At 63.0% G+C, this 22786-nt stretch carries 15 protein-coding genes and 1 riboswitch; of the genes, 8 read left to right on the top strand and 7 right to left on the bottom strand.

Annotated features, from left to right (window positions below; all coding sequences use genetic code 11):
• Nucleotides 1-198: 198 nt before the first annotated feature.
• From QZY67_RS08180 to QZY67_RS08200, 5 genes are all read left to right on the top strand, one after another.
• A complete protein-coding gene (locus QZY67_RS08180; protein WP_294534978.1) occupies nt 199-1053 on the top strand; it encodes a hypothetical protein in 855 nt (284 codons plus the stop codon).
• Nucleotides 1054-1425: 372 nt separating this feature from the next.
• The gene (locus tag QZY67_RS08185) at nt 1426-2481 is read left to right on the top strand and encodes an ABC transporter ATP-binding protein (protein WP_295369656.1); all 1056 of its coding nucleotides are present in this window, start codon (nt 1426-1428) and stop codon (nt 2479-2481) included.
• Nucleotides 2478-3341, top strand: a complete 864-nt coding sequence (locus QZY67_RS08190) for an ABC transporter permease (protein ID WP_295369657.1) — start codon at nt 2478-2480, stop codon at nt 3339-3341. Before QZY67_RS08185 ends, QZY67_RS08190 begins: the two co-directional genes overlap by 4 nt.
• Nucleotides 3341-4786 carry a GldG family protein gene (locus QZY67_RS08195; RefSeq protein WP_295369658.1) on the top strand — a complete coding sequence of 482 codons (1446 nt, stop codon included), beginning with the start codon at nt 3341-3343 and terminating at the stop codon, nt 4784-4786. The genes QZY67_RS08190 and QZY67_RS08195 overlap by 1 nt, the downstream gene beginning before the upstream one ends.
• Complete coding sequence (locus QZY67_RS08200; protein WP_295369659.1) at nt 4773-6182, top strand: DUF4340 domain-containing protein; 1410 nt, start codon at nt 4773-4775, stop codon at nt 6180-6182. The genes QZY67_RS08195 and QZY67_RS08200 overlap by 14 nt, the downstream gene beginning before the upstream one ends.
• Nucleotides 6183-6270: 88 nt before the next feature.
• Here QZY67_RS08200 and QZY67_RS08205 read toward each other — a convergent pair whose 3' ends face one another.
• Both QZY67_RS08205 and QZY67_RS08210 read right to left on the bottom strand, forming a co-directional pair.
• Nucleotides 6271-6813, bottom strand: a complete 543-nt coding sequence (locus tag QZY67_RS08205) for a stage V sporulation T C-terminal domain-containing protein (protein ID WP_295369660.1) — start codon at nt 6811-6813, stop codon at nt 6271-6273.
• A gap of 189 nt (nt 6814-7002) precedes the next feature.
• The gene (locus QZY67_RS08210) at nt 7003-7275 is read right to left on the bottom strand and encodes a translation initiation factor 2 (RefSeq protein ID WP_294534967.1); all 273 of its coding nucleotides are present in this window, start codon (nt 7273-7275) and stop codon (nt 7003-7005) included.
• Between the two features lie 175 nt (nt 7276-7450).
• Between QZY67_RS08210 and sleB the strand changes: the two genes are divergently transcribed.
• Together sleB and QZY67_RS08220 are read left to right on the top strand one after the other, a co-directional pair.
• Nucleotides 7451-8125: a spore cortex-lytic enzyme gene (sleB, locus tag QZY67_RS08215; RefSeq protein WP_295369661.1), complete on the top strand. Its 675-nt coding sequence runs from the start codon at nt 7451-7453 to the stop codon at nt 8123-8125.
• 78 nt (nt 8126-8203) lie between these two features.
• A riboswitch (purine riboswitch) is annotated at nt 8204-8300 on the top strand.
• A gap of 91 nt (nt 8301-8391) precedes the next feature.
• The gene (locus QZY67_RS08220) at nt 8392-9672 is read left to right on the top strand and encodes an amidohydrolase family protein (protein ID WP_295369662.1); all 1281 of its coding nucleotides are present in this window, start codon (nt 8392-8394) and stop codon (nt 9670-9672) included.
• Between the two features lie 47 nt (nt 9673-9719).
• On the opposite strand, the gene QZY67_RS08225 is transcribed toward QZY67_RS08220, so the two are convergent.
• The 5 genes from QZY67_RS08225 to alaS all read right to left on the bottom strand — a co-directional run bounded on the left by QZY67_RS08225 (nt 9720) and on the right by alaS (nt 18158).
• Nucleotides 9720-11138, bottom strand: coding sequence for a hypothetical protein (locus tag QZY67_RS08225; RefSeq protein WP_295369663.1), 1419 nt, complete (start codon nt 11136-11138; stop codon nt 9720-9722).
• 173 nt (nt 11139-11311) lie between these two features.
• Nucleotides 11312-13477: a 5'-nucleotidase C-terminal domain-containing protein gene (locus QZY67_RS08230; RefSeq protein WP_295369664.1), complete on the bottom strand. Its 2166-nt coding sequence runs from the start codon at nt 13475-13477 to the stop codon at nt 11312-11314.
• 122 nt (nt 13478-13599) lie between these two features.
• Nucleotides 13600-14907: a beta-N-acetylhexosaminidase gene (nagZ, locus tag QZY67_RS08235; protein WP_295369665.1), complete on the bottom strand. Its 1308-nt coding sequence runs from the start codon at nt 14905-14907 to the stop codon at nt 13600-13602.
• 130 nt (nt 14908-15037) lie between these two features.
• Nucleotides 15038-15211 carry a DUF4250 domain-containing protein gene (locus QZY67_RS08240; protein WP_294537011.1) on the bottom strand — a complete coding sequence of 58 codons (174 nt, stop codon included), beginning with the start codon at nt 15209-15211 and terminating at the stop codon, nt 15038-15040.
• A 265-nt stretch (nt 15212-15476) separates the two neighbouring features.
• A complete protein-coding gene (gene alaS, locus QZY67_RS08245; RefSeq protein ID WP_295369666.1) occupies nt 15477-18158 on the bottom strand; it encodes an alanine--tRNA ligase in 2682 nt (893 codons plus the stop codon).
• Between the two features lie 870 nt (nt 18159-19028).
• On the opposite strand from alaS, the gene QZY67_RS08250 reads away from it, so the two are divergent.
• Nucleotides 19029-22586, top strand: a complete 3558-nt coding sequence (locus QZY67_RS08250; protein WP_295369667.1) for an S-layer homology domain-containing protein — start codon at nt 19029-19031, stop codon at nt 22584-22586.
• Nucleotides 22587-22786 lie beyond the last annotated feature (200 nt).

Here is a 22786-nt window from a genome sequence, read left to right on the forward strand (position 1 = left end):
CCTCTCGTACAGTTGGTGTGTGGTAACTCAACTATAACCGATGAGGCCGTATCCTTCATCCTTTTTCTTTCTCTGTCCAATATCTATTGTAGTCCTACACTCCTGACAGCCATCTATCCGCCCCGGACGTGACAACCTGTCCGGGGTATGGTATGATAGTGGCTGCTCAACCAACCGCTTTGACGAAAGGAAACGCCTATGAGAGAGAAACACACAGTCAAAATCCTGATGGTGGCAGTGCCGCTGATTATCGCCTTTTTCTCCGTGTTCGTGGTGTCCGGCATTGCCTCCTCCGCCGAGTTCCACGCCGGCTCCATCGCCGCTCTGGACGAAAAGCAGACCACCGTCCTGGAGCTGACCGCCGCCTCTACCGCTGCCTCAGCGGCCGTCACCCTGCTCCCCGGCGACACCGCTACCCCCATCGCCGAAAAGCTGGCCGATCTGAGCTCCGGGTTCCTGGTGGTATTGTGCGCCATCTACCTGGAGAAGTACCTGCTGACCCTCACCGGGTTCGCGGCCTTCAGCTTCCTCATCCCCATCTCCTGCCTGCTGTACGCCGCCAACGTGTTCCTCAACCGGGACGGCGTGCGGACCGTGGCCAAAAAGCTGCTCATCTTCGGCATCGCCATTGTGCTGGTCATTCCGGTCAGCGTCCGGGTCTCCAATCTGATTGAGGACACCTACCAGGCCTCCATCGAGGCCACCATCGAGAGCGCCAAGCAGACCACCGACGAGGTGGAGGACAGCACGGAGGAGCTGACCGGCGAGACGGAGCAGGGCTTTTTGGAGGGGCTCATCTCCAAGATAACCGACGGCATCTCCAGCGTGGCCTCGGGCATCTCCGAGAAGGTGGGCGACATGATCAACAGCTTCATCGAGGCGCTGGCCGTCATGCTGGTCACCTCCTGCGTCATCCCCATTCTTGTCATACTGTTCTTTGTATGGCTGGTGAAGGTCACCTTCTCCATCTCCCTGCCCGTCAGCTATTCGGGCGCGGTCAAAGGCGTCAGGGACGCCTTCCGCCGGGAGGACGGGGAGGACGGCCAGCCCTGAGCACACGATACATATTCCCGCCCCGAGGCCCGGAAGCAGCAGAGCTGCTTCCGGGCCTCTGACTGTCAAGTTCAAAAATGCCGTTACTTTTCCGCCGCACAGCGGCGGAAAAGTCCTCGCTTCCCTCGCCGGAAGCCTTGCTGCACAAGGCCTCCGGGGCATTCGATTCCACGCGAGGCGGGCGGCTGCCCCCTCGCGCTCCCCCGCCTCAGTTCAGGCGGATGCTGTTAGACTGAGGTTTTTCAACATGCCGCCTTTTTCTCCCGCCCGCCGGTTTCTTTAGCGCCGCTTTAGGGCGGCGCAGTATAGTGTGTCAGGCATGGGCGGCGCATACCGCCCGGAAACCGCCATCAACGGCGAGGAGGTTCCGAAATGATAAAAGTTGAGCACCTAACCAAGTACTACGGCGACTTTCTGGCGGTGGATGACCTTTCATTTGAGATAGATGAAGGGCATGTCTATGGTTTTCTTGGCCCCAACGGCGCGGGCAAGACCACCACCATGAACATCATGACCGGCTGTCTCTCCGCCACCTCGGGCCGCGTGGAGGTGGGCGGGTACGACATCTTCGAGGACGCCCGCAAGGCCAAGCGGCTGATTGGCTATCTCCCTGAGCAGCCGCCCCTCTACATGAACGAGACGCCGGAGGAATACCTGCGCTTCGTGGGCGAGGCCAAGGGCCTGCGGGGCGGGGAGCTGGCCGGCCAGATTGACAAGGTCATCGCCCAGGTGAAGATTGAGGACGTGCGGGGCCGCCGCATCTCCGCCCTGTCCAAGGGCTATAAGCAGCGGGTGGGCATCGCCCAGGCCCTGCTGGGCAACCCCCGGGTCATCATTCTGGACGAGCCCACCGTAGGCCTGGACCCCATCCAGATCGTGGAGATCCGCGACCTCATCAAGCAGCTGGGCCAGGAGCACACCGTCATCCTCAGCTCCCACATCCTCTCGGAGGTTCAGGCCATCTGCGAAAAGATCCTCATCATCGCCCACGGCAAGCTGGTGGCCTTTGACGAGCCGGACAACCTGGAGAAGAACCTGCTGTCCGGAAGTGAGATTGTCTTTACCACCGACGCGGAGGAGGAGCAGGTAATGGACATTCTCTCCGGCGTGGAGCACATCTCCAGCGTTCGGCTGGAGGAGAAGGAGAACGGGCTGGTGTCCGCCCAGCTGAAAACCGACAGCCGCGATATCTACGCCGTATCCCGCCAGCTGTTCTTCTCCTTCGCCCAGCACGGACAGGCCCTGCTGGAGCTGTCCCTGAAGAAAGCCAGCCTGGAGGACATCTTCATCGAGCTGACCGAGAGCGGCGACCCCGGCCAGCCGGGTGCGGGCGGGCCGGAGGACACGCCGGCGGAACAGCCGGAAGCGGCTCCGGAAGAGGACGGCGGCCCCTCCGCCGGTACGGAAAGTGAGGCAGATCAGCTATGACAGCGGTACTGAAACATGAATTGAGGAACTATTTCCACTCCTTCACCGCCTACGTGTTCGGGGCCTTCCTGCTGGCCATCGTGGGCATCGGCTCCATGCTCTACAACCTTCAGGCCGCGGTGAGCAACTTTGAGTATGTGCTCAGCTTCGGCAGCATTGTATTTGTGGTCATCGTGCCCATCCTGACCATGCGGGTCATCGCCGAGGAGCGCAGGCAGAAGACCGACCAGCTGCTCTACTCCCTGCCCATCACCACCACCCAGGTCATCGCGGGCAAGTATCTGGCCCTGCTGGCGGTCTACCTCATCCCCCTGGCCGTCGTCTCCCTCTACCCCCTGATCTTCTCCCAGTTCGGAGAGGTGTATCTCCCCACCTCCTACGGCTCCCTCTTCGCCATCTTTATGATGGGCGCCGCCCTCATCGCCCTGGGGGTGTTCATCTCCTGTCTGACCGACAACCAGGGGCTGGCCGCAGGCATCGGCATCGCGGTGATTCTGTTCAACTATTACAGCGTCAGCCTGTCCGAGTACGTCTCCTCCACTGCCTTCGGCTCGGTGGTGGCGCTGGCCGTCCTCATCCTGGCCCTGGGCGCCGTCATCCGGTACCTGACCAGGAACGAGCTGCTGGCCTACGGGGTGTGCCTGGCGCTGGCGGTGGCGGTGTGCGTGGCGTGCTTTGTGGACCCCACCGTGTTCGAGGGCCTGCTGCCCGCCATCATGGAGCAGCTCTCCCTCTTCGAGCGGTTCAACGCCTTTGTCAACGGCGTGTTCGACATGACCGCCATTGTGTACTACCTGTCTGTGATCGGATTTTTCCTCTTCCTTTCGGTCCAGTCCCTTGAGAAACGGAGGTACAACTGATGAAGCGCTGGAAGCTCCATGGGGATGGGAGACAGGCGGCTGGAAACCGCATCGCCCTTCAGGGCGGCTCCTACTCCCTGATCATCACGGCGGTGGTGCTGGCCATCCTCATCGCGGTGAACGTGCTGGTGTCCGCCCTGCCCGCCAGCCTGACCAAATACGATATCAGCTCGGCCAAGCTCTACTCCATCACCAGCAACACCAAGGTGGTGGTCAACGCCCTGGAGGAGGACGTGACCATCTACTGGATCGTTCAGTCCGGTGAGGAGGACGCCGTCATCGAGAACCTGCTGAGCAAGTATGAGAGCCTCTCCGACCACATCTCGGTGGTCAAGCGGAACCCGGACGTATACCCCACCTTTGCCGAGCAGTACACCGACGAGACGGTGCAGAACAACAGCCTGGTGGTGGAGTGCGGGGACCGCAGCCGCTTTATCGGCTACAACGATATCTACGTCCAGGAGGCGGACATCTACTCCTACTCCTACAACACCTCCTTTGACGGCGAGGGGGCCATTACCTCGGCCATCGACTATGTGGTCACCGAGGACCTGCCCCAGCTCTACCTGCTGGAGGGCCACGGCGAACAGGAGCTGCCCGCCACCTTCCGCGACCAGGTGGAGAAGGAGAACATTGAGCTCAACACCCTCTCCCTGCTGACGGTGGACGAGATTCCCGAGGAGGCCGACTGCATCATGATCTACGCCCCCACCTCCGACATCTCCACCGAGGAGAAGGACATGCTCGCTGAGTACACCAAAAACGGCGGCAAGCTGCTGGTGGCGGCCGGACCGGTGGCGGAGGGCAGCCTGGACAACCTGTACAGCCTGCTGTCCGACTACGGCGTGGAGCCCTGCGAGGGCATCGTGGTGGAGGCCGACCGGGAGCACTACACCCTCCAGCCCTACGTCCTTCTGCCCGACATGGCCAGCCACGCCATCACCGACTCCCTCATTGAGGAGCACTACTACCCCAACATGCCCATCTCTCTGGGCCTGGACGTGAGCGGCGCCGACAGCGCCGTCACCCCCCTGATGACCACCTCCGACACCTCCTTCAGCAAGATCGCGGGCTACGACCTGGACACCTACGAGAAGGAGGACGGGGATATTGACGGCCCCTTCGCCGTGGCGGTGTCCGTGGACTGCGGCAGCGGGGGGCAGATGGTGTGGTTCACCTCCTCCGTCTTCCTTGAGGACATGTACAACGCCTTCGCCTCCGGCTCCAACTCCGACCTGGCCATGAACGCCCTGTCCTCCCTCATCGGCGAGCGGGAGGCCATGGCCATCCGCAGCAAGTCCCTGAACTACAACTACCTGAATATCAGCAGCTCCACCGCCTCCCTGCTGAAGGTGCTGATGATCGGCGTGTTCCCCCTGGCCTATCTGGGCATCGGCATCGGCGTGATTGTGAGAAGAAGGAGGCTTCAGAATGAAGCGGGCTAAACGGATCTATATCCTGCTGGGCGTGCTGGCGGTGGTGTGCGCCGCCGCCTTCGCCGTCCTGCAGTACCAGGAGCAGCAGGAGATCATTGAGAACACCGACGAGATCATCCTGGAGGTGGACAGCAGTACGGTCCAGTCCCTCTCCTGGACCTACGAGTCGGAGACCCTGTCCTTCCACCGGGACGGCGCCTGGCGCTACGATGAGGACGAGGCCTTCCCCGTGGACGGGGAGAAGATGGACGAATTGCTGGAGACCTTCCAGGCCTTCGGCGCCGCCTTCATCATCCACGACGTCACAGACTTTGCCCAGTACGGCCTGGACGACCCCGTCTGCACCATCAATCTTTCCACGGAGGATGCCAGCTATGAGATTCAGCTGGGGGATTACAGCACCATGGACGCCCAGCGGTATGTATCCATCGGGGACGGCAACGTGTACCTTGTTCAGGAGGACCCGCTGGACGCCTTCAATGTGGAGCTCAGCGACCTTATCGACAACGACGAGACCCCGGACTTCGGCCAGGTGGCGTCCATCCAGTTCACCGGCGCCGACTCCTATCAGGTGGTCTATCAGGAGGACAGCAGCTACGCCCGCTGCGCCGATGACGTGTACTTCAGGGAGCAGGACGGGACCTACCTGCCCCTGGACACCTCCCTGGTGAACAGCTACCTGAGCGGCATCACCGGCCTGAACCTTACCGACTATGTGACCTACAGCGCCGGCGAGGAGGACCTGGCCGCCTACGGCCTGGACGACCCGGAGCTGACCGTCTCCGTCACCTACACCCCCGAGGCGGACGAGGACAGCGGGGAGTCCGGCGAGAGCGTTGTCTTCACCCTCAGCATCAGCCGTGACCCTGCGGAGCGGAATGCGGCGGAGGATGGGGACTCCGGGGAGGAGGATGCCGCCGACATCACCGCCTATGCCAGAGTGGGCCAGTCCGAGATCATCTACCAGATTACCGGCGCCCAGTACCAGTCGCTGATGGCCGCCTCCTATAACGACCTGCGGCACCAGGAGGTGTTCTCCGCCGACTTTGCCGACGTCACCGGCCTGGACATCACCCTGGAGGGCACGGTCTACACCATCACCTCCGAGGGTAGCGGCGAGAGCAAAACCTTCTCCTATGACGGCGAAGAAATTGAGATCGGCGGCCTGCAGGACGCCCTGGAGGCCCTGACCGCCTCCAGCTTCACCGACGAGAGCCCCGCGGAGAAGGAGGAGATCAGCCTGACGGTCCAACTGGACAACGAGAACTGCCCGGAGATTCAGATCCAGCTGTACCGCTACGACGGCGAGCAGTGCCTGGCCGTGGTGGACGGCGCGCCGGTCTCCCTGGTCTCCCGCGCCTCCGTGGTGGACCTTATCGAGGCGGTCAACGCCATTGTTCTCTGAACCGCCCCAGAAATAGGCCCCGGCATAGCCGGGGGCGAACTACAAAAAGGCTCTGTGTCCCTCGCGGGGCACAGAGCCTTTGTACGGTTCAGGATTCCATATGCCGTCCCAGGAAGCCGGCGATGGTCTGGGCCAGCTTGTAGTCGGTCTCGCCGGTGATCATGTCCTGGTCCGTGGAGACGAAGAGCACACAGCCCAGTACGTCCCCCTCAGACAGGATGGGCGCGGCCGTGGCGATAAAGTATTTCTCATTCTCATCACTGACCAGGAGCGGGGTATCCCCCTGGCGGTACTGGTAGATCTGCCGTGCCTCCATCAGCTGCTCCAGGTCCTGGGAAATGCGCTTCTCCGCCAGCTCGCGGCGGGGGGTGCCTGCTATGGCGAGGCAGCTGTCCCGGTCTGTAATGACCGCAATTTTACCGGTGGTCTTGTTGAGCGTCTCACACATCTGGCCGGCGAAGTCGCCCAGCCCGCCCATCAGAGAGTATTTCTTGAAGATGACCCCGCCGTCCTTGTCGGTGTAAATTTCCAGGGGGTCGCCCTCGCGGATTCGCATGGTCCGGCGGATTTCCTTGGGAATCACGACCCGGCCCAAGTCGTCAATGCGTCTTACGATGCCTGTGGCCTTCATAAATAGGATTCCTCCTGCGGTCTTATTTTTCTAAACAGCCCTATTATTTGCAGGTTTCTTTTCCCTATGCGAAGGCGTCCTCTGGTTTCATTTGGCAACAAAAACAGCGTATCTTTTTAAACCGCCGCCTATCCTGCTGCTGTTTTCCCAAAATAGTAAAAGGAGAGGCATTCCCCTCCTTCCACTCTGTTATAAAAACAGCGCCAGCGCCCAGGCGAGCGTAGCCACGCTTGCCCCGGCCAGGCCGTAGACCGGGCCGGGAATTTTGCGCAGCCACCGGCCGGGACCGGTGTTGCGGCGGATGTACCCGTCCGCCACCTGCTGCGCCTCCTCCAGCACCTGCTGGGCTGTGACTCCCTGGGCGGCGAACGCCTCCTCCCGGACAATAAAAATGGCCTGCTCAAACAGCCGGCGGTCAGGGGACTTGACCACAATCACCCTGCGGGTGACGCCTTTTACCATACCCCATCATCCTTTCCATATATCAGACTGATACCTCCAGTATGGCCCGCTTTTTCTTCCACTATTCTCCTCCCGCCGGTTTTTCGGAAACCATTTCCTCCGCTTCTCCTCGCATACCCCGCCTTTTTCCTCCGTACAATATAGCCAAACGCGGAACAAGAAATGGGGGATTCTCATGCAGAACCGGCGCAGGCTGGTGCTTTCCCTGGCGGTGCTGTTTGCCGTCAATATCGCGGTCATCACCCTCTTTCAGTCGGCGGAGGCGGCCGTGTACCGGCAGGGCTCCACCGGCGACGCGGTGCGGACCATCCAGATCAAGCTGAGTAACTGGGGCTACTTCTCCGGGGCCATTGACGGCATTTACGGCCCCAAGACCGAGGAGGCCGTGAAGTACTTCCAGCGGAAGAACGGTCTCACCGCCGACGGCGTGGTGGGTCCGGCCACCCTCCGGGCGCTGGGCATGTCCACCACCGGCGGGGAATCCTCCGCCTCCAGCCAGTCCAACAGCGTGGACCTGCTGGCCCGGGTCATCTCGGCGGAGGCCCGGGGCGAGCCGTACAGCGGCCAGGTGGCGGTGGGGGCGGTTATCCTGAACCGGGTGGAGCATCCCTCCTTCCCCAATACCATCGCCGGGGTAGTGTATCAGCCCGGGGCCTTTACCTGTATGGTGGACGGGCAGTTCAACGAGCCGGTGGCCGACTCCGCCTACCGGGCCGCCCGGGACGCCCTCAACGGCGCCGACCCGAGCGGCGGGGCCATCTACTACTTTAACCCGGACACCGCCACCAGCGCCTGGATCTGGAGCCGGCCCCTTATCACAGTGATTGGAAAACACCGGTTCTGCTCCTGACGGGGCCTGTTTTCCCCATCCGTCCCTTGACAAGGACGGCGAAGGGGCTTATACTGAATTTGTCCAGGTGTTTCCCCTGGTACAATAAAAGAGAGAACTTATATAGGCCCAAAATTGGTTGGGCGTCTCTACCGGCTGCCGGAACAGCCGCGCTATAAGTTTCCCGGTTTCCCCGGGAAAGACGCGCGGAACCGGCGGCTTTTTTGTCTGTTCCGGGTCCGCTGCGGTCTGACATTTCTTTTGCGCTGACGCGCAGACAGGAGGTTATGATGAAACAGCGCAGCTTCGCACTCAGGGGCGACCTCTGCTGGAGCAGAGACGCCCGCCATCTTAACACAGTCAAGGACGGGTGGCTGGTCTGTGTGGATGGCCGGTCCGCCGGCGTGTTCGAGATCCTGCCGGAGCAGTACGCCGGCCTGCCCAGGGAGGACTGGAGCGGCCGTCTGGTAATCCCCGGCCTGGTGGACCTCCACGTCCACGCCCCCCAGTATACCTTCCGCGGCCTGGGCATGGACCTGGAGCTGCTGGACTGGCTGGACCGGCATGCCTTCCCCGAGGAGGCCCGGTACGCCGATCTGGACTACGCCCGGGCGGCCTATTCCCGTTTTGTGGAGGACATGAAGCACAGCCCCAATACCCGCGCCTGCGTCTTTGCCACCCTCCACGGCCCCGCCACCCGCCTGCTGATGGACCTGCTGGAGGAGTCCGGCCTGGTGGCCATGGTGGGCAAGGTGAATATGGACCGCAACGCCCCCGACAATCTGCGGGAATCATGTCCCGAGGCCGCCGAGCTGGAGACCCGCCGCTGGCTGGAGGCCTCCGCCGGGCGGTACGAGCGGGTGACCCCCATCCTCACCCCCCGCTTTGTCCCCTCCTGCACCGACGACTTGATGGCCCGGCTGGGCGAGCTGCGGAGGGAATTTGACGTGCCTGTCCAGTCCCACCTGTCGGAGAACCAGGGCGAGGTGGCCCTGGTCCAGGAGCTGTGCCCCTGGTCCAGGTTCTACGGCGACGCCTACGACCGCTTCGGCCTCTTTGGCGGGGACCACGGGTGCATCATGGCCCACTGCGTCCTGGCCGGCGACGGGGAGATCGCCCTTATGAAGGAGCGGGGCGTCTATGTGGCCCACTGCCCCCAGTCCAACACCAACCTGGCCTCCGGCATCGCGCCGGTGCGGCGCTATCTGGACGAGGGTCTCAACATGGGCCTGGGCAGCGACGTGGCGGGCGGCTCCACCCTGTCCATCTTCCGGGCCATGGCCGACGCCATCCAGGTCTCCAAGCTGCGCTGGCGGCTTCAGGACCAGTCGCTCTCCCCCCTCACCGCCCCCGAGGCCTTCTGGCTGGGCACCGCCGGCGGCGGCGCCTTCTTCGGCAGGGTGGGCTCCTTTGACCCGGGCTACGAGCTGGACGCCGTGGTGCTGGACGACAGCCGCACCGCCCCCGTGCTCCCCCTCTCGGTGGAGGACCGGCTGGAGCGGGCCATCTACCTGTCCGAGGACCGGGACGTGGTCAAGAAATTCGCCCGGGGCGTTTCGCTCTGGTAAGACGCAAAATCGCCCCGCACAGCAGTGCGGGGCGATTTTTGGTTTTCTCACCGCTTTTTTCTTCTCCGGCACACCAGAATTACCGCAACGGCTATCAGAATTAGGGCCAGCACCGGCAGCAGAAGCGGAAGGTAAAAAACCAGATAGCCCAGGTTGGGCGATTCTTTTTCCGGGTGCTCCGCCGTGCTGAGGGTAAAGGCCAGCTCTCCGTCGGGCAGGCCATCCAGAGACAGAGCGTAGCCTCCCTCTCCCTGTTCAAAGCCCTCCAGGCTGCTCTCCGTGAGGAAATAAGGGGTGTTGAGCAGGATGTCCAGCGTCCCAAAGGACTGCCAGGTCCGGGCCGGAGAGAGCAGATAGGTATAGGTGTAGATGGGCGGCTCGTAGTCGGTGTTGATGGCGGGGTAGAGGGGCGCGGTTACGGTGTTGACCACCCGCTCCCCAGGCCCTACGGTGAGCTCATACTCGTACCAGCGCATCAGGGTTTCGGACAGATCCCGGTGTGTCCCGCTGCCGCTGATGACGCCGCCGGCCCACAGGCTCCGGTTCAGATCCTCCACAAAGGCGTTGTACCAGTCCTGCGCCAGCACGCCGGACTCGCTCTCCCAGTCCGCCAGGGCCAGCTCACGGAACGCCATGTTGGAAGTGTCCATCAGCTCCACGGCGCCGTCGATCTCCTTCTCGCAGGCCCCGTTTTCGTACATCTGCCACTCCAGCTCCCCCACCGGCTCGCCGAAGCAGTAGACCGTGTACCGCTCCCCGTTCTCCGCCCATGCCTCCGCCTGCACGCCCTCCGTCAGGGTTTTTCCCCCGTTCTGCTCCTTCAGCAGCACCCGGGTGCGGGCCGGGTCGGCGTTCAGCCGGAAGGCGGCGCTGGCTGCCGGATAGGCCTCGCCGTCCACGCCGGTGACCTCATAGATATATTTCGTCACAGTCAGATCCGGGGTGTAGAAGGGATCGTCCACATAGCCGTCGTGGAGCAGGGCCATATCCCGCTCCAGGTCAAACTGGCTGTGCGGCTCCGCCAGGGTGTGCCGGACGCGCTTCTCTACCGCCGCGCCGTCCGCGGTGATGGCGTATTTGTCCCCATCAGCGCCCCAGATGTACGCCCCGGTCTCGCTGTCGTAGTAGTACCCGTAGTCGGGCGCAGCCCCGAAGGGGAACACCAAAGTGGCGGTGACGGTGTAGTCCGCCGGGTTGTAGAAGGTGTACTCCGCCGTCACCCGGCCGGTGTAGGATAGAAATTCCTCCGCCGTGTGGTAGTAGTTTTGCGGGAACTCCTGTACCTCAAAGGTCAGCTTCTCCCCCTCCACCTCCAGGGGGCAGGTCTCGTCGGTTATGATGGCCCCCGCCCGGTCCGTCCCCGACCAGTGGGACTGGGCTGAGTTGGCGGAGGCGGCGGGCGCGGTCCAGGCCCCCAGGAGCAGCAGGGTCAGTGCCGCCTTCCACAGACGTCTCTTCATGTTCATCACCGGTTCCTTCCCGCCCGCACTCCCGCGGGCGCGCCAAAAGCGGGCTGCCTCTTTCCAGTTTCAGCATATCATACCAGTCCATTTTCCGCAAGAAAGGGTTCCATAAACCGGGCCCCGGCGGGAGAAATTCTCCTGCCGGGGCCCGGTTTATGTTCTGTGTTGGAATGAACTCAGTTCAGCGCGCCGCCGCTCTCCTGGGGATTGAGAATGGTGATGCGGCCATCCAGGGCGGGCGCGATGCTGCCCTGGGCCTTGATGTACTCGCTGACCACGGTGCGGTAGTAGTCGTTGGTGCGGTAGACCAGCTTGCAGCCGGGCAGGTCCTGGGCCGCGGTCTCGCTGTTGTGCTCATTGCCGTCGTCGGGATTGAAGACGTTGAGCATGGTGTAGCCGTCGCCGCCGCCGCACATGAAGTCGTTGCAGGCCAGGGTGTACCAGGCGTCCAGGTCCAGGGGGGTGCCGTCCTCCAGGGTCACGGACACGATGCGCTCGCCCGCGGGCTTGGAGCCGTCAAAGGTGTACTTGATGCCGGAGACCTGGGGGAACTTGCCGTTGGTGGTGGGATAACCGTCCACGCCGTTCTCCAGGGCGTCCCACACGGTCTGGCCGGTGACCTCCACCAGGGTGACCTTGTTGTCAAAGGGCAGCATGGCGAACACGTCGCCCACGGTCACGTCCCCGGCGGTGAGGCCGGCACGGATGCCGCCGCCGTTCTGGATGGCGATGTCGGCGTCGCAGTAGTCCCGCAGGGCGTCGGCGGCCAGGTTGCCCAGGGGGCTCTCCTGGGTGCGCACCAGGGGGCTGGACCAGGCGATATCAGAGGCGCACTGGCCAATGACGACCTCCATCTGGGCGTCCAGGTCGGCCTGGTAGTCCTCGATGATGGCCTTGACCTCCGCGTCCTCGGGCACATCGGAGGAGAGGATGATCTGGTTGAAGGTGTAGCCCAGGACCTCACCGTCCTTCAGGTTCAGGTTGGTCTGGTTGACGCAGGTGCCCACGCCGCCGGGGTTGACCACAACGGTGCCCTCGATGTTCAGAGGGCGGCCGAAGATGTCGTTGCCGCCGCCGATCTCCATGTCGATGCCGTCAATCCTGGTGGGCACGGTGTTGTTGCCGCCGTGGAGGTGGGAGAGCATGATGACCACGTCGGCCTCGGCGTCCGCCTGGGCCACAACCTCCTGGCCCACCTCCCACTGATCGTGGAAGTCGATATCCTGGGTGTTGGCGTAGTGGGTGGTGGCCTTGCTGCCGTCATCGGTCAGACCCACAATGGCCACCTTCACGCCGCCCACTTCCTTGACGATATAGGGCTCAAACTGCTCGGGGTAGGTGCCGTCCTTCCAGTAGGTGTTGGCGGAGAGCATGGCGTACTCCGCCCGGTCGGCCAGGGAGAGCAGGTTGTCAAAGGAGTAGTCAAAGTCGTGGTTGCCCAGCACGGTGGCGTCGTAGCCCTGGGCGTTCATCACGTCCACGCTGGACTTGCCCAGGGAGATGTTGGCCAGGTCGGTGTTATAGGGGGAGTCGCCGCCGTCGAGGATCAGGGTGTTGGGGTTGCGGCGCTCGGCCTCGTCAAAGAGCCAGGCCGCCCGGGCGGAGCCGCCCACCTCGATGCTGGAGCCGGAGGGAGTGTAGGGCACCATGTTGCCGTGGATATCAGAGGTGGACATGGTGGTGATGATGGTCAGGTCACGGGTGGCGGTGTCCAGCAGCAGGGCCGCCTCGCCCCGGGTGATAACCGTGTCGTCCAGGGTCAGGCCCTCGGGCAGCAGACCGTCCGCCCTGCCCTGGGCCAGGAAGTCCATGTCCTTGTCCGCGCCGTAGACCGCTTTCATCACGGCCAGGGCGAACTCGGAGCGGGTCATGGTCCTGTCCCCCTGGAAGGCGCCGTCGATCTGGTCCATCAGGCGGGCCTCCAGCACGGTGTTGGCCACGGTCTCGGCCCAGGTCCCCACCGCGTCGGGGGCGGCGGGCATGAGCACCGCGTCCAGGGTGGCCACGGTAGTCTCGGTGGAGTAGAACTGCTTGGTGAGGGGCGCGGGCATGGTGCCGTCCTCATTGGCCTCGGGCGCGGGCGCCTCCATGGAGAACACGGGCACCAGGCAGAAGGCCTCATAGAGCAGGGAGGCCGCGGCGGAGCGGGTCAGGGGCGCCTCGGGATGGTAGGCGCCGGTGCCGTCGCCCTTGATGATCCCCTTCTCGGCCAGAGCCTCAATGCTCTGGGCGTAGGGGCCCGCCACGTCGCTCAGGGAGGCCGCCGACACCGGAGCTGCCAGTGTTACGGACATTGCCAGCGCCAGAGACAGGGGCAGGATGCGGATGGGACGCTTTTTCATGCTTACATTCCTTCTTTCTCTCGTTTGTCCTATGGTGCTGCATTATATCAAGGGGCTGGAGCCCGCTCAACCAAGGGCTGGTAAAAAACAGGTAAAATTCCGCAGAAAATGTCGCGCTTTTCTCAGGCGTTCAGGGCGGCGATCTCCTCGTTGAGGGCCTGGACATCGGGCATTTCAATGGGGTCGTTGGTCAGGCCGTAGGCCTGCTTCAGGGCGAGGATGCGGTACACGCTCTGGTCAATCCGCTCCTCGGTCAGGCGGCCGGAGGCCGCCGCGTCCAGCACCGCCTGCCGGGCCAGGGCCAGGTCCCCCTCGTTATGGCACACCAGCACCACGTCGCACCCGGCCTCCAGGGCCAGGACGGCGGCCTCGTCCAGGCCGTAATTTTCTGTGATGGCGCCCATGGTCAGGTCGTCCGTGAACACCACGCCGTCAAAGCCCAGCTGGTCCCGCAGCAGGCCGGTGACCACCGCCGGGGACAGGGACGCGGGGCGGTCCGGGTCGATGGCGGTCATGAGGATATGGGCCACCATGACGGCGGGCGCCCCCTCCCCTTCCCGGCCCTCAATGGCGCTCTGAAAGGGGATGAGCTCGGAGGCGAGCAGCTCGTCCACCGTCTTGGACACCGTGGGCAGCCCCACGTGGGAGTCCACCGCCGTGTCGCCATGGCCCGGGAAGTGCTTGACCACCGGGATGACCCCGCCGTCCATCATACCGTAGGCCGCCCAGGGGCCCACGGCCTCCACCGCCTCCGCCGTGGTGCCGAAGGCCCTGGTGCCGATGACCGTGTTCTCCGGGTTGCTCCAGATGTCCAGGGACGGGGCGAAGTCCAGGTTAAAGCCAAAGGCCGCGCACTCGCGGGCCAGCACCTGGCCCAGGGCATAGCCCAGCTCTCCGCTGCCGCTCTGGCCGTAGGTGTAGGCGTCCTCCAGGGGGCTCACCTCATCGGGCATTCGCTCCACAGTGCCCCCCTCCTGGTCCACAGAGAAAAAGAGGGGGACGTAATCGCCGTTCTCAGCCCGCAGGTCGTTGACCAGGGCCGTCAGCTCCTCCGCCGTGCCCACGTTGCGGCCGAAGAAAATCAGCCCGCCCACCTTGTAATCCCGGATAAGGCTGTCCACATAGTCCCCGTCCTCCGTGCCGTAGAACCCGGCGATGAAGAGCTGGCCCACCTTCTCCTCCAGGGTCATGGCGGCCATCTGCTCTGCGACAGGGTCGGGGGCGGACGTGGACGCAGGCGGCTCACTCCCGGCAGGGAAGGACGCCACAGGGACGGTTGTCTCCGGCGCGGAGGCGGAGGGCGCCGCGGATTCCGGTCCGGAGGCTGTGGGTTCCCCTGCCGGTGCGGGGGGCTGGGCCGGGTCGCCGGTGCAGCCTCCCATGGCAAACAGCATTGCAATCATCAGTAGTATGGTCAGGGTCTTTTTCATCGCGCTATCTCCTGCTCAGTTTTTGCAGAATATCCAAACAGCTCTGCCTTTTCTTTGTCAACATTATACCATGAAAGAGAAAAACAGGGAAGGATGATCTGCGCTCCGGTCATCCTTCCCCGCTCTTCATTTATACAAACTGGTTCCGCTGCGGATCATAGACATACCCGACAGCCTCCAGCTTGGCCGCTATCTCTCCGGCGTCGGCCTGAAGATCATCGCACAGCGCCTCCAGGCTGGGGTACTGGTCCCTCAGCTTAGTGTTGAGATAGCTGAGCAAAATCACGGGGTCCTGAGGCAGCATATGCGGCCCCTCCTTTCCGGTTCACCGGGCTGGGTATTGCGGGAAAACGCTGCTCTTACAGCCCCAGCTTCTCCGCCACCAGGTCGTCCACCTTGGCAAGCGCATCATCCCCCACGCGGCCATGCCGCGCGGGGACCCCATCGCTTTTTATCTGCTCGGGCGGAGTGAATCCGCCCGGCATCAAGGTTTTGGCTCCGCCAAAACGCTTGGGACGCCGCACTCGCGGCGGAGCTGGACGACGCGGGTTGCAGCCCGTGCCGCGTTGTTACTCTACACAGTTAAAAAGCTTATCTGCTACGAAATCGTCCACCTTGGCCAGCGCATCGTCCAGCTTCAGCACATCGAAGCCACCGCCCATGGCGCTGTCAGGCTTGCCGCCGCCCTTGCCGCCGCAGATGGCGGTGACGTTCTTGATGATATCGCCGGCCTTGATGCCCTTGGCCACAGCCTCCTTGCCGCACACAACCTGGAAGGTGATCTTGCCGTCGTTGACAGCAGAGAGCACCGCCACCACGTTGGGCTGCTTGTCCCGGAGCATATCGCCCATCTGGCGCAGCTTGGCCGCGTCAGCGTTGGGCAGAGTGGCGGTGAGCACCTTCAGGTCGCCCACAGTGTGGCCGCCCATGAGGAAGCGCTCGGTCTCGCCGGCGGCCTCCTTGGCCTTGAACTTCTCCACCATGTGACGCAGCTCACGCAGCTCGGCGATGGTCTGCTCGGCCTTCTCACGCAGCTCGCTGGGCTTGGCCTTGAGCACCGCGGCGGCCTCGAACAGGAGGGCCTGGTTGCGGTTCATAATCTCCAGGGACTGGGCGCCGGTGGTGGCCTCGATGCGGCGGACGCCGGAGGCCACGGAGAACTCGCTCTCAATGTGGAACACGCCCACCTTGGCGGTGTTGTCCAGGTGAGTGCCGCCGCAGAACTCCACGGAGTAGCCGTGGCCCATGTCCACCACCCGGACGGTGTCGCCGTACTTCTCGCCGAAGAGGGCGATGGCCCCCTTCTTCTTGGCCTCCTCAATGGGCAGCACGTCGGTATGGACGTCGTAGCCCTCCAGCACGGCCTCGTTGACCATGGCGCTGACCTTGGAGAGCTCCTCGGCGGTCATGGCGGAGAAGTGGGTGAAGTCGAAGCGGAGCCTGTCCTCCTCCACCAGGGAGCCGGCCTGCTGCACGTGGTCGCCCAGGACGGTGCGCAGGGCCTTGTCCAGCAGGTGGGTGGCGGAGTGGGCGCGCATGACGGCCTTGCGCCGTTTCACATCGATGGCGGCGGACACGGTGTCGCCCACCTTGATGACGCCGCCGGACAGCTTGCCGTAGTGCATATACTTGCCGCCCTTGTTCTTCTGCACGTCGGTGACGGTAAAGACGGCGGAGCCGGCGGTAATGACGCCGTGGTCAGCCACCTGGCCGCCCATCTCGGCATAGAAGGGGGTCTTGTCCAGCACCACGATGGCCTCCACGCCGGGCATGACCTCCCCGGCCTGCTCGTTCTCCACCACCAGGGCCACCACCCTGGCGTCGTCAATGGCGGTGCGGTCATAGCCCACGAACCGGGTCTCGGGCACGTCCTTGCCGAACTCCACGCCGGCCCAGCCCAGGTCGCCCAGGGCCTCCCGGGCCTTCCGGGCCCGCTCCTTCTGCTCCTGCATCAGCTTCTGGAAGCCGTCCTGGTCCACGGTCATGCCCTGCTCCTGGACCATCTCAATGGTCAGGTCGATGGGGAAGCCGTAGGTGTCGTAGAGCTTGAAGGCGTCGGCGCCGGAGAACACGGTCTCGCCCTTGGCCTTGTGGCCCTCCAGCAGGTCGGAGAAAATCTTCATGCCGCCGTCGATGGTGCGGGCGAAGTTCTCCTCCTCGGTGCGGATGACCTTGGTGATATAGTCCTGGCGCTCCCGCAGCTCGGGGTAGTGGCCCTCGTTCTCATGGATGACGGTGTCACATACCTCATAGAGGAAGGGGTCGTTGACGCCCAGCAGCTTGCCGTGGCGGGCGGCCCGGCGGAGCAGGCGGCGGAGCACGTAGCCCCGGCCCTCGTTGGAGGGCAACACGCCGTCGCAGATCATAAAGGTGGCGGAGCGGATGTGGTCGGTGATGACGCGGAGGGAAACGTCCTTGGCGGCGGTCTCGCCATAGTGGGCGTGGGTGATCTCGGAGACCTTGTTGGTGATGTTCATGACGGTGTCCACGTCGAAGAGGGACGCCACGTCCTGACACACGCAGGCCAGGCGCTCCAGGCCCATGCCGGTGTCGATGTTCTTCTGCTTGAGCTCGGTGTAGTGGTTCTCGCCGTCGTTGTTGAACTGGGAGAACACCACGTTCCAGACCTCGATATACCGGTCGCAGTCGCAGCCCACGGTGCAGCCGGGCTTGCCGCAGCCCCAGCGCTCGCCCCGGTCATAGTAGATCTCGGAGCAGGGGCCGCAGGGGCCGGAGCCGTGCTCCCAGAAGTTGTCCTCCTTGCCGAACTTGAAGATGCGCTCGGCGGGGATGCCGATCTCCTCGTGCCAGATGCGGAAGGCCTCGTCATCGGCGGGGGTGGTCTCGTTGCCGGCGAACACGGAGGGATAGAGCCGCTCAGGGTCCAGACCCACCCACTCGGGGCTGGTCAGGAACTCCCAGGCCCAGTGAATGGCCTCCTTTTTGAAGTAGTCGCCGAAGGAGAAGTTGCCCAGCATCTCGAAGTAGGTGCCGTGGCGGGCGGTGTGGCCGATGTTCTCAATGTCGCCGGTGCGGATGCACTTCTGGCAGGTGGTCACCCGGTGGCGGGGGGGCTCCTGCTCACCGGTGAAGAAGGGCTTCATGGGCGCCATGCCGGAGTTGATGAGCAGCAGGCTGGCGTCGTTCTGGGGGATGAGGGAGAAGCTGGGCAGGCGCAGATGGCCCTTTGTCTCAAAGAACTTCAGGAACATCTCCCGCAGCTCGTTGAGACCGTACTTTTTGGGTTCCATGGGAATGACCTCCTCTAAAATGTCCGGCGCGGGCTGTCCGCGCCTCTCTCGGGGTAAAACAAAAGCGCCTCACCCCCGTTCACAGGGGCAAAGCGCAGGCTTCGCGGTACCACCCTGATTATGCCGGCAGCACACATCCGGCACATCTCATTGCGTCCATAACGCGGACTCACGTCCCGCTCGTCGCGGGCGGCTGGTGAAGTGGCGCGCGGGTCCGTGTCGCGGAGGGCTCTCACCGTCCCCTCTCGCTCGTCGCGGCGTGGCCCGCTTGGCTTCGTCATGGCCTTTGGCCTGAATATTGTATCACAAACTGTCCGTTTGTCAACACCTCCTCGGCCCTGTTCTGCCTCTTTTTGCCTCGGTTTTCCTGGATTTTCCTTTCCCCCGGAGAATCTGTCCACAAAAAGGCGGGAACAGCGGAAAATTGCTGGGCCCACCCCACGGAACCGGAGCGAAGCCGGACCGTCTTGCCCTTTCACTGTGGGTCCGCCGGCAGGGTCCTGGCGGACATGGGATGGCAGAACGCCGTGCCCCGGCCACAGGCATTCATGCGGATCATCGCATACCAGCACAAGCTGAGAACAGGCTGAAATCCCAGGGGAATTTTTTAGATTCATTTTCGCACTCCGCAGTCTTTCATAATTTTTTAGTCTTATTTCTATTTTATGGTTCTTTCTACAAAAGAAACGTCTTCATTCTCCTTTTAGTAATATATTAATAATAAATATCTTTTTTACTATTGAAATTGTAACCATAGTCTGCTATAATCCATGTCATGATTTCCAGATGACGGAATTACAGCGAAACAATGTCCCCCCAAGCATATCCCGCATATATTTTTTCGGAAAATAGAAAAGGAGTTGTACACAATTGAAGAAGAATTTTGCATCTTCACTTCTGGTCGGCACGCTTGTGCTGGCGCAGACCGCTCCCGCCTTTGCCGCCGGCGACGCCGCCGGCCACTGGGCTCAGGACGCGCTGAACACCTGGCAGAACTACGGCGTCATTCAGGGTGATGAAAACGGCAACCTCATGCCTGACAGCGGCATCACCCGCGGCGAGATGGCCGTGATGCTGGACCGGGTCATGGCCTACCGGCTCAAGGCCCAGAACACCTTCTCCGACCTGAACCAGAGCTGGTACACCGACGCCATTCTGGGGGCCAACGCCGCCGGTATCATTATGGGCATGGGCGACGGCACCGTCCAGCCCGGCGCGTCCATCACCCGTCAGGAGACCGCCGTCATGTTCGCCCGGGTGCTGGATCTGGACACCCATTCCGCCCCTGACGCCGGCTTCCGGGACCAGTCCTCCATCCCCGGCTGGGCCGTGGGCGCTGTCAACGCCATGGCCGCCGCCGGATACATGCAGGGCAGCAGCGGCCTGTTCCGCCCCGCCGACACCATCACCCGGGCCGAGGTCGTCACCATTCTGAACAACATCTTTAACGCCAACTACAACGCCTCCGGCGAGTACACCGGCGATGTGGACGGCTCTGCCGTCATCAGCGCCGACAATGTGACCCTCAGGGATATGCACATCACCGGCGACCTCATTGTGGCCGAGGGCGTGGGCGAGGGCCATGTGGAGCTGGACAACGTCACGGTGGGCGGCCGTCTGCTGGTCCGCGGCGGCGGCGCAAACTCCATCGTCATCAAGGGAAACTCCAAGATCTCCCAGGTCATTGTCTCCCGCCAGGACGGCAAGGTCCGTGTGGCCGTGGAGGACAGCGCGCAGGTCTCCGTCGTCGTGGTTGAGGAGGGCTCCGACTCCGTCAAGCTGGAGGGAGCCCTTGGCACCGTCAGCGTCGAGAGCGCCGGCGCCGCCGTTGAAATTGCCGGCAAGGTGAACACCGTGGATGTCACCGCGTCTGCCGACGGCGCCGCTGTCACCGTGAGCAAGGACGCCGCCGTCAGCACCCTGACCACCTCCGCCGAGAACGCCACTCTGACTGTGGCCGGCAATGTGACGAACGTGGCTGTGACTGCGCACGCCGACGGCACCTCCGTCAGGACGGAGCGCGGCGCCAGGATCGACTCCGTCACCACCGCCGGTGCCAACACCACTGTGGCGGGCAGCGGTACCGTCAGCAAGGTGGAGGCCCAGTCCGGCGCCACCGGCACCACCGTCACCACCAGCGGCACCAAGGTGGAAAACAACAGCTCCGAGGCCGTCGCCACCGGCAGCGGCTCCATCGGGTCCGGTACCTCCGGCACCACCAACCGCCCCTCCACCGGCGGCGGCTCCTCTGTGGTCACCACCGCCACCGTCTCCTCCGCGGAGGAGCTGAACGCGGCCCTGGCGAACAGCGCCATCACTGCCATCCGTATCTCCGGCACCATCGGTTCCGAGGGCGTCTATGAAATCATCAAGGTGGATCGGGCTGTCTCCATCAAGGGCGGCACCGTGTACGGCTCCTTCGTGGTGACCGGCGACGGCGCTGTGATTGACGGCGTAACCATCTACAACAGGGGCGATTCCTCCGGTGAGAACACCGCCGCCCGCAACGGCATCAACGCCGCCTGCCACACCCTGACCGTCAAAAACTGCACCTTTGAGATGAAGTCCTCTGCCAACGGCATCTCCAACGGTATCTCCATCTGGCCCACCCAGGCTGAGGTGAACTACACCATCACCGGCAATACGTTTACGGGCTATCAAACCGATGACAGCGGCTACTCCTCTGTTGCGGTCACCATCTCCGGCGGCATCAGCAAGCCTGCGGTCACCGGCCTGGACGCCGCCAGCGTTCCCGCCTCCATGACCAAGGAGCAGGATCTGGCCATTATCACCGGCAACACCTTTGCCAACTGCAAGGGCGACTACACCCGTGAGGATTGGACCGGCGGCAATAAGGTTTTCTGCAAGTCCCTGTCCTCCGGCGACAATCTCTATCTGGAGGGCGCCGCCGACACTGCCAGCTACTACATCACCGGCGCGGTCACCCGCGGGAGCGACGCCACCGTCAAGGCCGGCACCACGCTGACCGTCATGGAGGGGGCCTCCCTCACGATTGCCGAGGGCAAGACCCTGACGGTCAATGGCGCTCTGATTGTCAACGGCACCCTGACAAACAACGGCACCATCACCGGTACGGTCACCGCCCCCGGCTATGTGGAGGTGGACGGCAACTGGGTCAAGCGGTTCGAGTCCGGTCTTGGCACCGCCGAGTCCCCCTACGAGATTGCCAATAACCTTCAGATGAGCCAGATCGTCAATGGCGCTGACGATGAGCATCTGGTGTATTACAAGCTGACCGATAATCTTGACCTGAAAGACAGCGCGGCCTATACTTCCGGCACCCCCCTGGCCCTGAATATTGTCTTCGACGGCAACGGCAAGACCATTTTCGCCAGCGAAAAGACTGAGCTCAACGGCGTGTTCGGCACTGTGGGCGGCAAGACTACCATCAAGAACCTGACCTACGATCTGACCAACCTGGGCATGCGGGGCGCTTTCTCCGATATCTGCGGCCTGATCAACAGCGCCAGCGGCTCCTATGCCGATATTCTGGTGGAGAACGTGACCATCACCGGCTCCCACAGCGTCGCCAGCAACAACGGTCCCTTTGTCATGACCGAGCAGCTGGCCAACTCCACCCTGACCTTCAGAGGCTGCGACATGGCCGCCGACCTGAGCGGCGTGGGCTACAACAGCTGCTTTATCGGCTGGCAGATGGCCACGCTCAACGACAAGTCCACCGTCTGCAACGCAGCCATCGTCCTGGAGGACTGCACTGTCTCCGGCAGGCTGGTGTGCCCGAAGGCTTCCATTGTTACCGCCAACGGCTTCAACGCTACCACACGCAGCTATGCGTACGAGGGTTCCAACACCCTCACCGGCACCGTGCGCGGTACTGAGGCCGCCAAGTACTTCACCGCCGTGTCCTTCTCCAGTGCGCAGGCCCAGGAACAGGCCGCCCAGAATGCTTTCCTCCACGAGGGCAGCACCGGCTCTCTGTACGTGGGTCAGGATGACAGCGCCCTTGCCATCTCCGTGGCGGAGGACGGCAAGCTGACTGTGACTCCTTCCGACAGCGACAGCGTCACCAAGTACGAGGTGCGCATCGGTCTGTACACCACGCTCTATAACAACGCCACCAAGTCCGAGAACGGCACCTGGCTGTTCTTCGCCACCCAGACTGTGGACAAGGACGCGCTGGACTCCCTCTGCCTGTACAACTACAAGTTTATCGACGCGGGATATGACGGACTGGGCGAGATCTCCATGGATGCCGCCGGCAACAAGATCGCCTCCCTCGACGGCGCCACCTATTATGTTGTGTCCGATTATATCTACCCCGATGCCAGCGGTCTCCAGGGCTATGTGGGCAGCCCCGACGCCCCCGGTATCCGCGGCGCGGCCATCATCCAGGTGATTGCCTACGCCGGCGACACCCTGCACTCCTCCGCCATTTATCAGGGCTGAACAAATCCCCCGATAAAAATCCTGGCCGGCTCAGAGAGCCGGCCAGGATTCCGTTCTGTCAAGCAGGAGGCCGGGCCCCGTCTGGGCCCGGCCTCCTCAGCGTGTCGAAAAACCTCCCAGAAGGGGAAGCCTCGCAGAGTTCCGTCATCCGCAGATGACAGAATCAAATGAAAATCTGTCAATTTCGAGGACATGCGCCT

The organism is uncultured Pseudoflavonifractor sp. (assembly GCA_904419835.1).
Lineage (GTDB): Bacteria > Bacillota > Clostridia > Oscillospirales > Oscillospiraceae > Pseudoflavonifractor.

Coding starts and splice junctions, on each gene's coding strand:
- QZY67_RS08180 (WP_294534978.1), top strand. CDS start 199: ATGAGAGAGAAACACACAGTCAAAATCCTGATGGTGGCAGTGCCGCTG.
- QZY67_RS08185 (WP_295369656.1), top strand. CDS start 1,426: ATGATAAAAGTTGAGCACCTAACCAAGTACTACGGCGACTTTCTGGCG.
- QZY67_RS08190 (WP_295369657.1), top strand. CDS start 2,478: ATGACAGCGGTACTGAAACATGAATTGAGGAACTATTTCCACTCCTTC.
- QZY67_RS08195 (WP_295369658.1), top strand. CDS start 3,341: ATGAAGCGCTGGAAGCTCCATGGGGATGGGAGACAGGCGGCTGGAAAC.
- QZY67_RS08200 (WP_295369659.1), top strand. CDS start 4,773: ATGAAGCGGGCTAAACGGATCTATATCCTGCTGGGCGTGCTGGCGGTG.
- QZY67_RS08205 (WP_295369660.1), bottom strand. CDS start 6,813: ATGAAGGCCACAGGCATCGTAAGACGCATTGACGACTTGGGCCGGGTC.
- QZY67_RS08210 (WP_294534967.1), bottom strand. CDS start 7,275: ATGGTAAAAGGCGTCACCCGCAGGGTGATTGTGGTCAAGTCCCCTGAC.
- sleB (WP_295369661.1), top strand. CDS start 7,451: ATGCAGAACCGGCGCAGGCTGGTGCTTTCCCTGGCGGTGCTGTTTGCC.
- QZY67_RS08220 (WP_295369662.1), top strand. CDS start 8,392: ATGATGAAACAGCGCAGCTTCGCACTCAGGGGCGACCTCTGCTGGAGC.
- QZY67_RS08225 (WP_295369663.1), bottom strand. CDS start 11,138: ATGAACATGAAGAGACGTCTGTGGAAGGCGGCACTGACCCTGCTGCTC.
- QZY67_RS08230 (WP_295369664.1), bottom strand. CDS start 13,477: ATGAAAAAGCGTCCCATCCGCATCCTGCCCCTGTCTCTGGCGCTGGCA.
- nagZ (WP_295369665.1), bottom strand. CDS start 14,907: ATGAAAAAGACCCTGACCATACTACTGATGATTGCAATGCTGTTTGCC.
- QZY67_RS08240 (WP_294537011.1), bottom strand. CDS start 15,211: ATGCTGCCTCAGGACCCCGTGATTTTGCTCAGCTATCTCAACACTAAG.
- alaS (WP_295369666.1), bottom strand. CDS start 18,158: ATGGAACCCAAAAAGTACGGTCTCAACGAGCTGCGGGAGATGTTCCTG.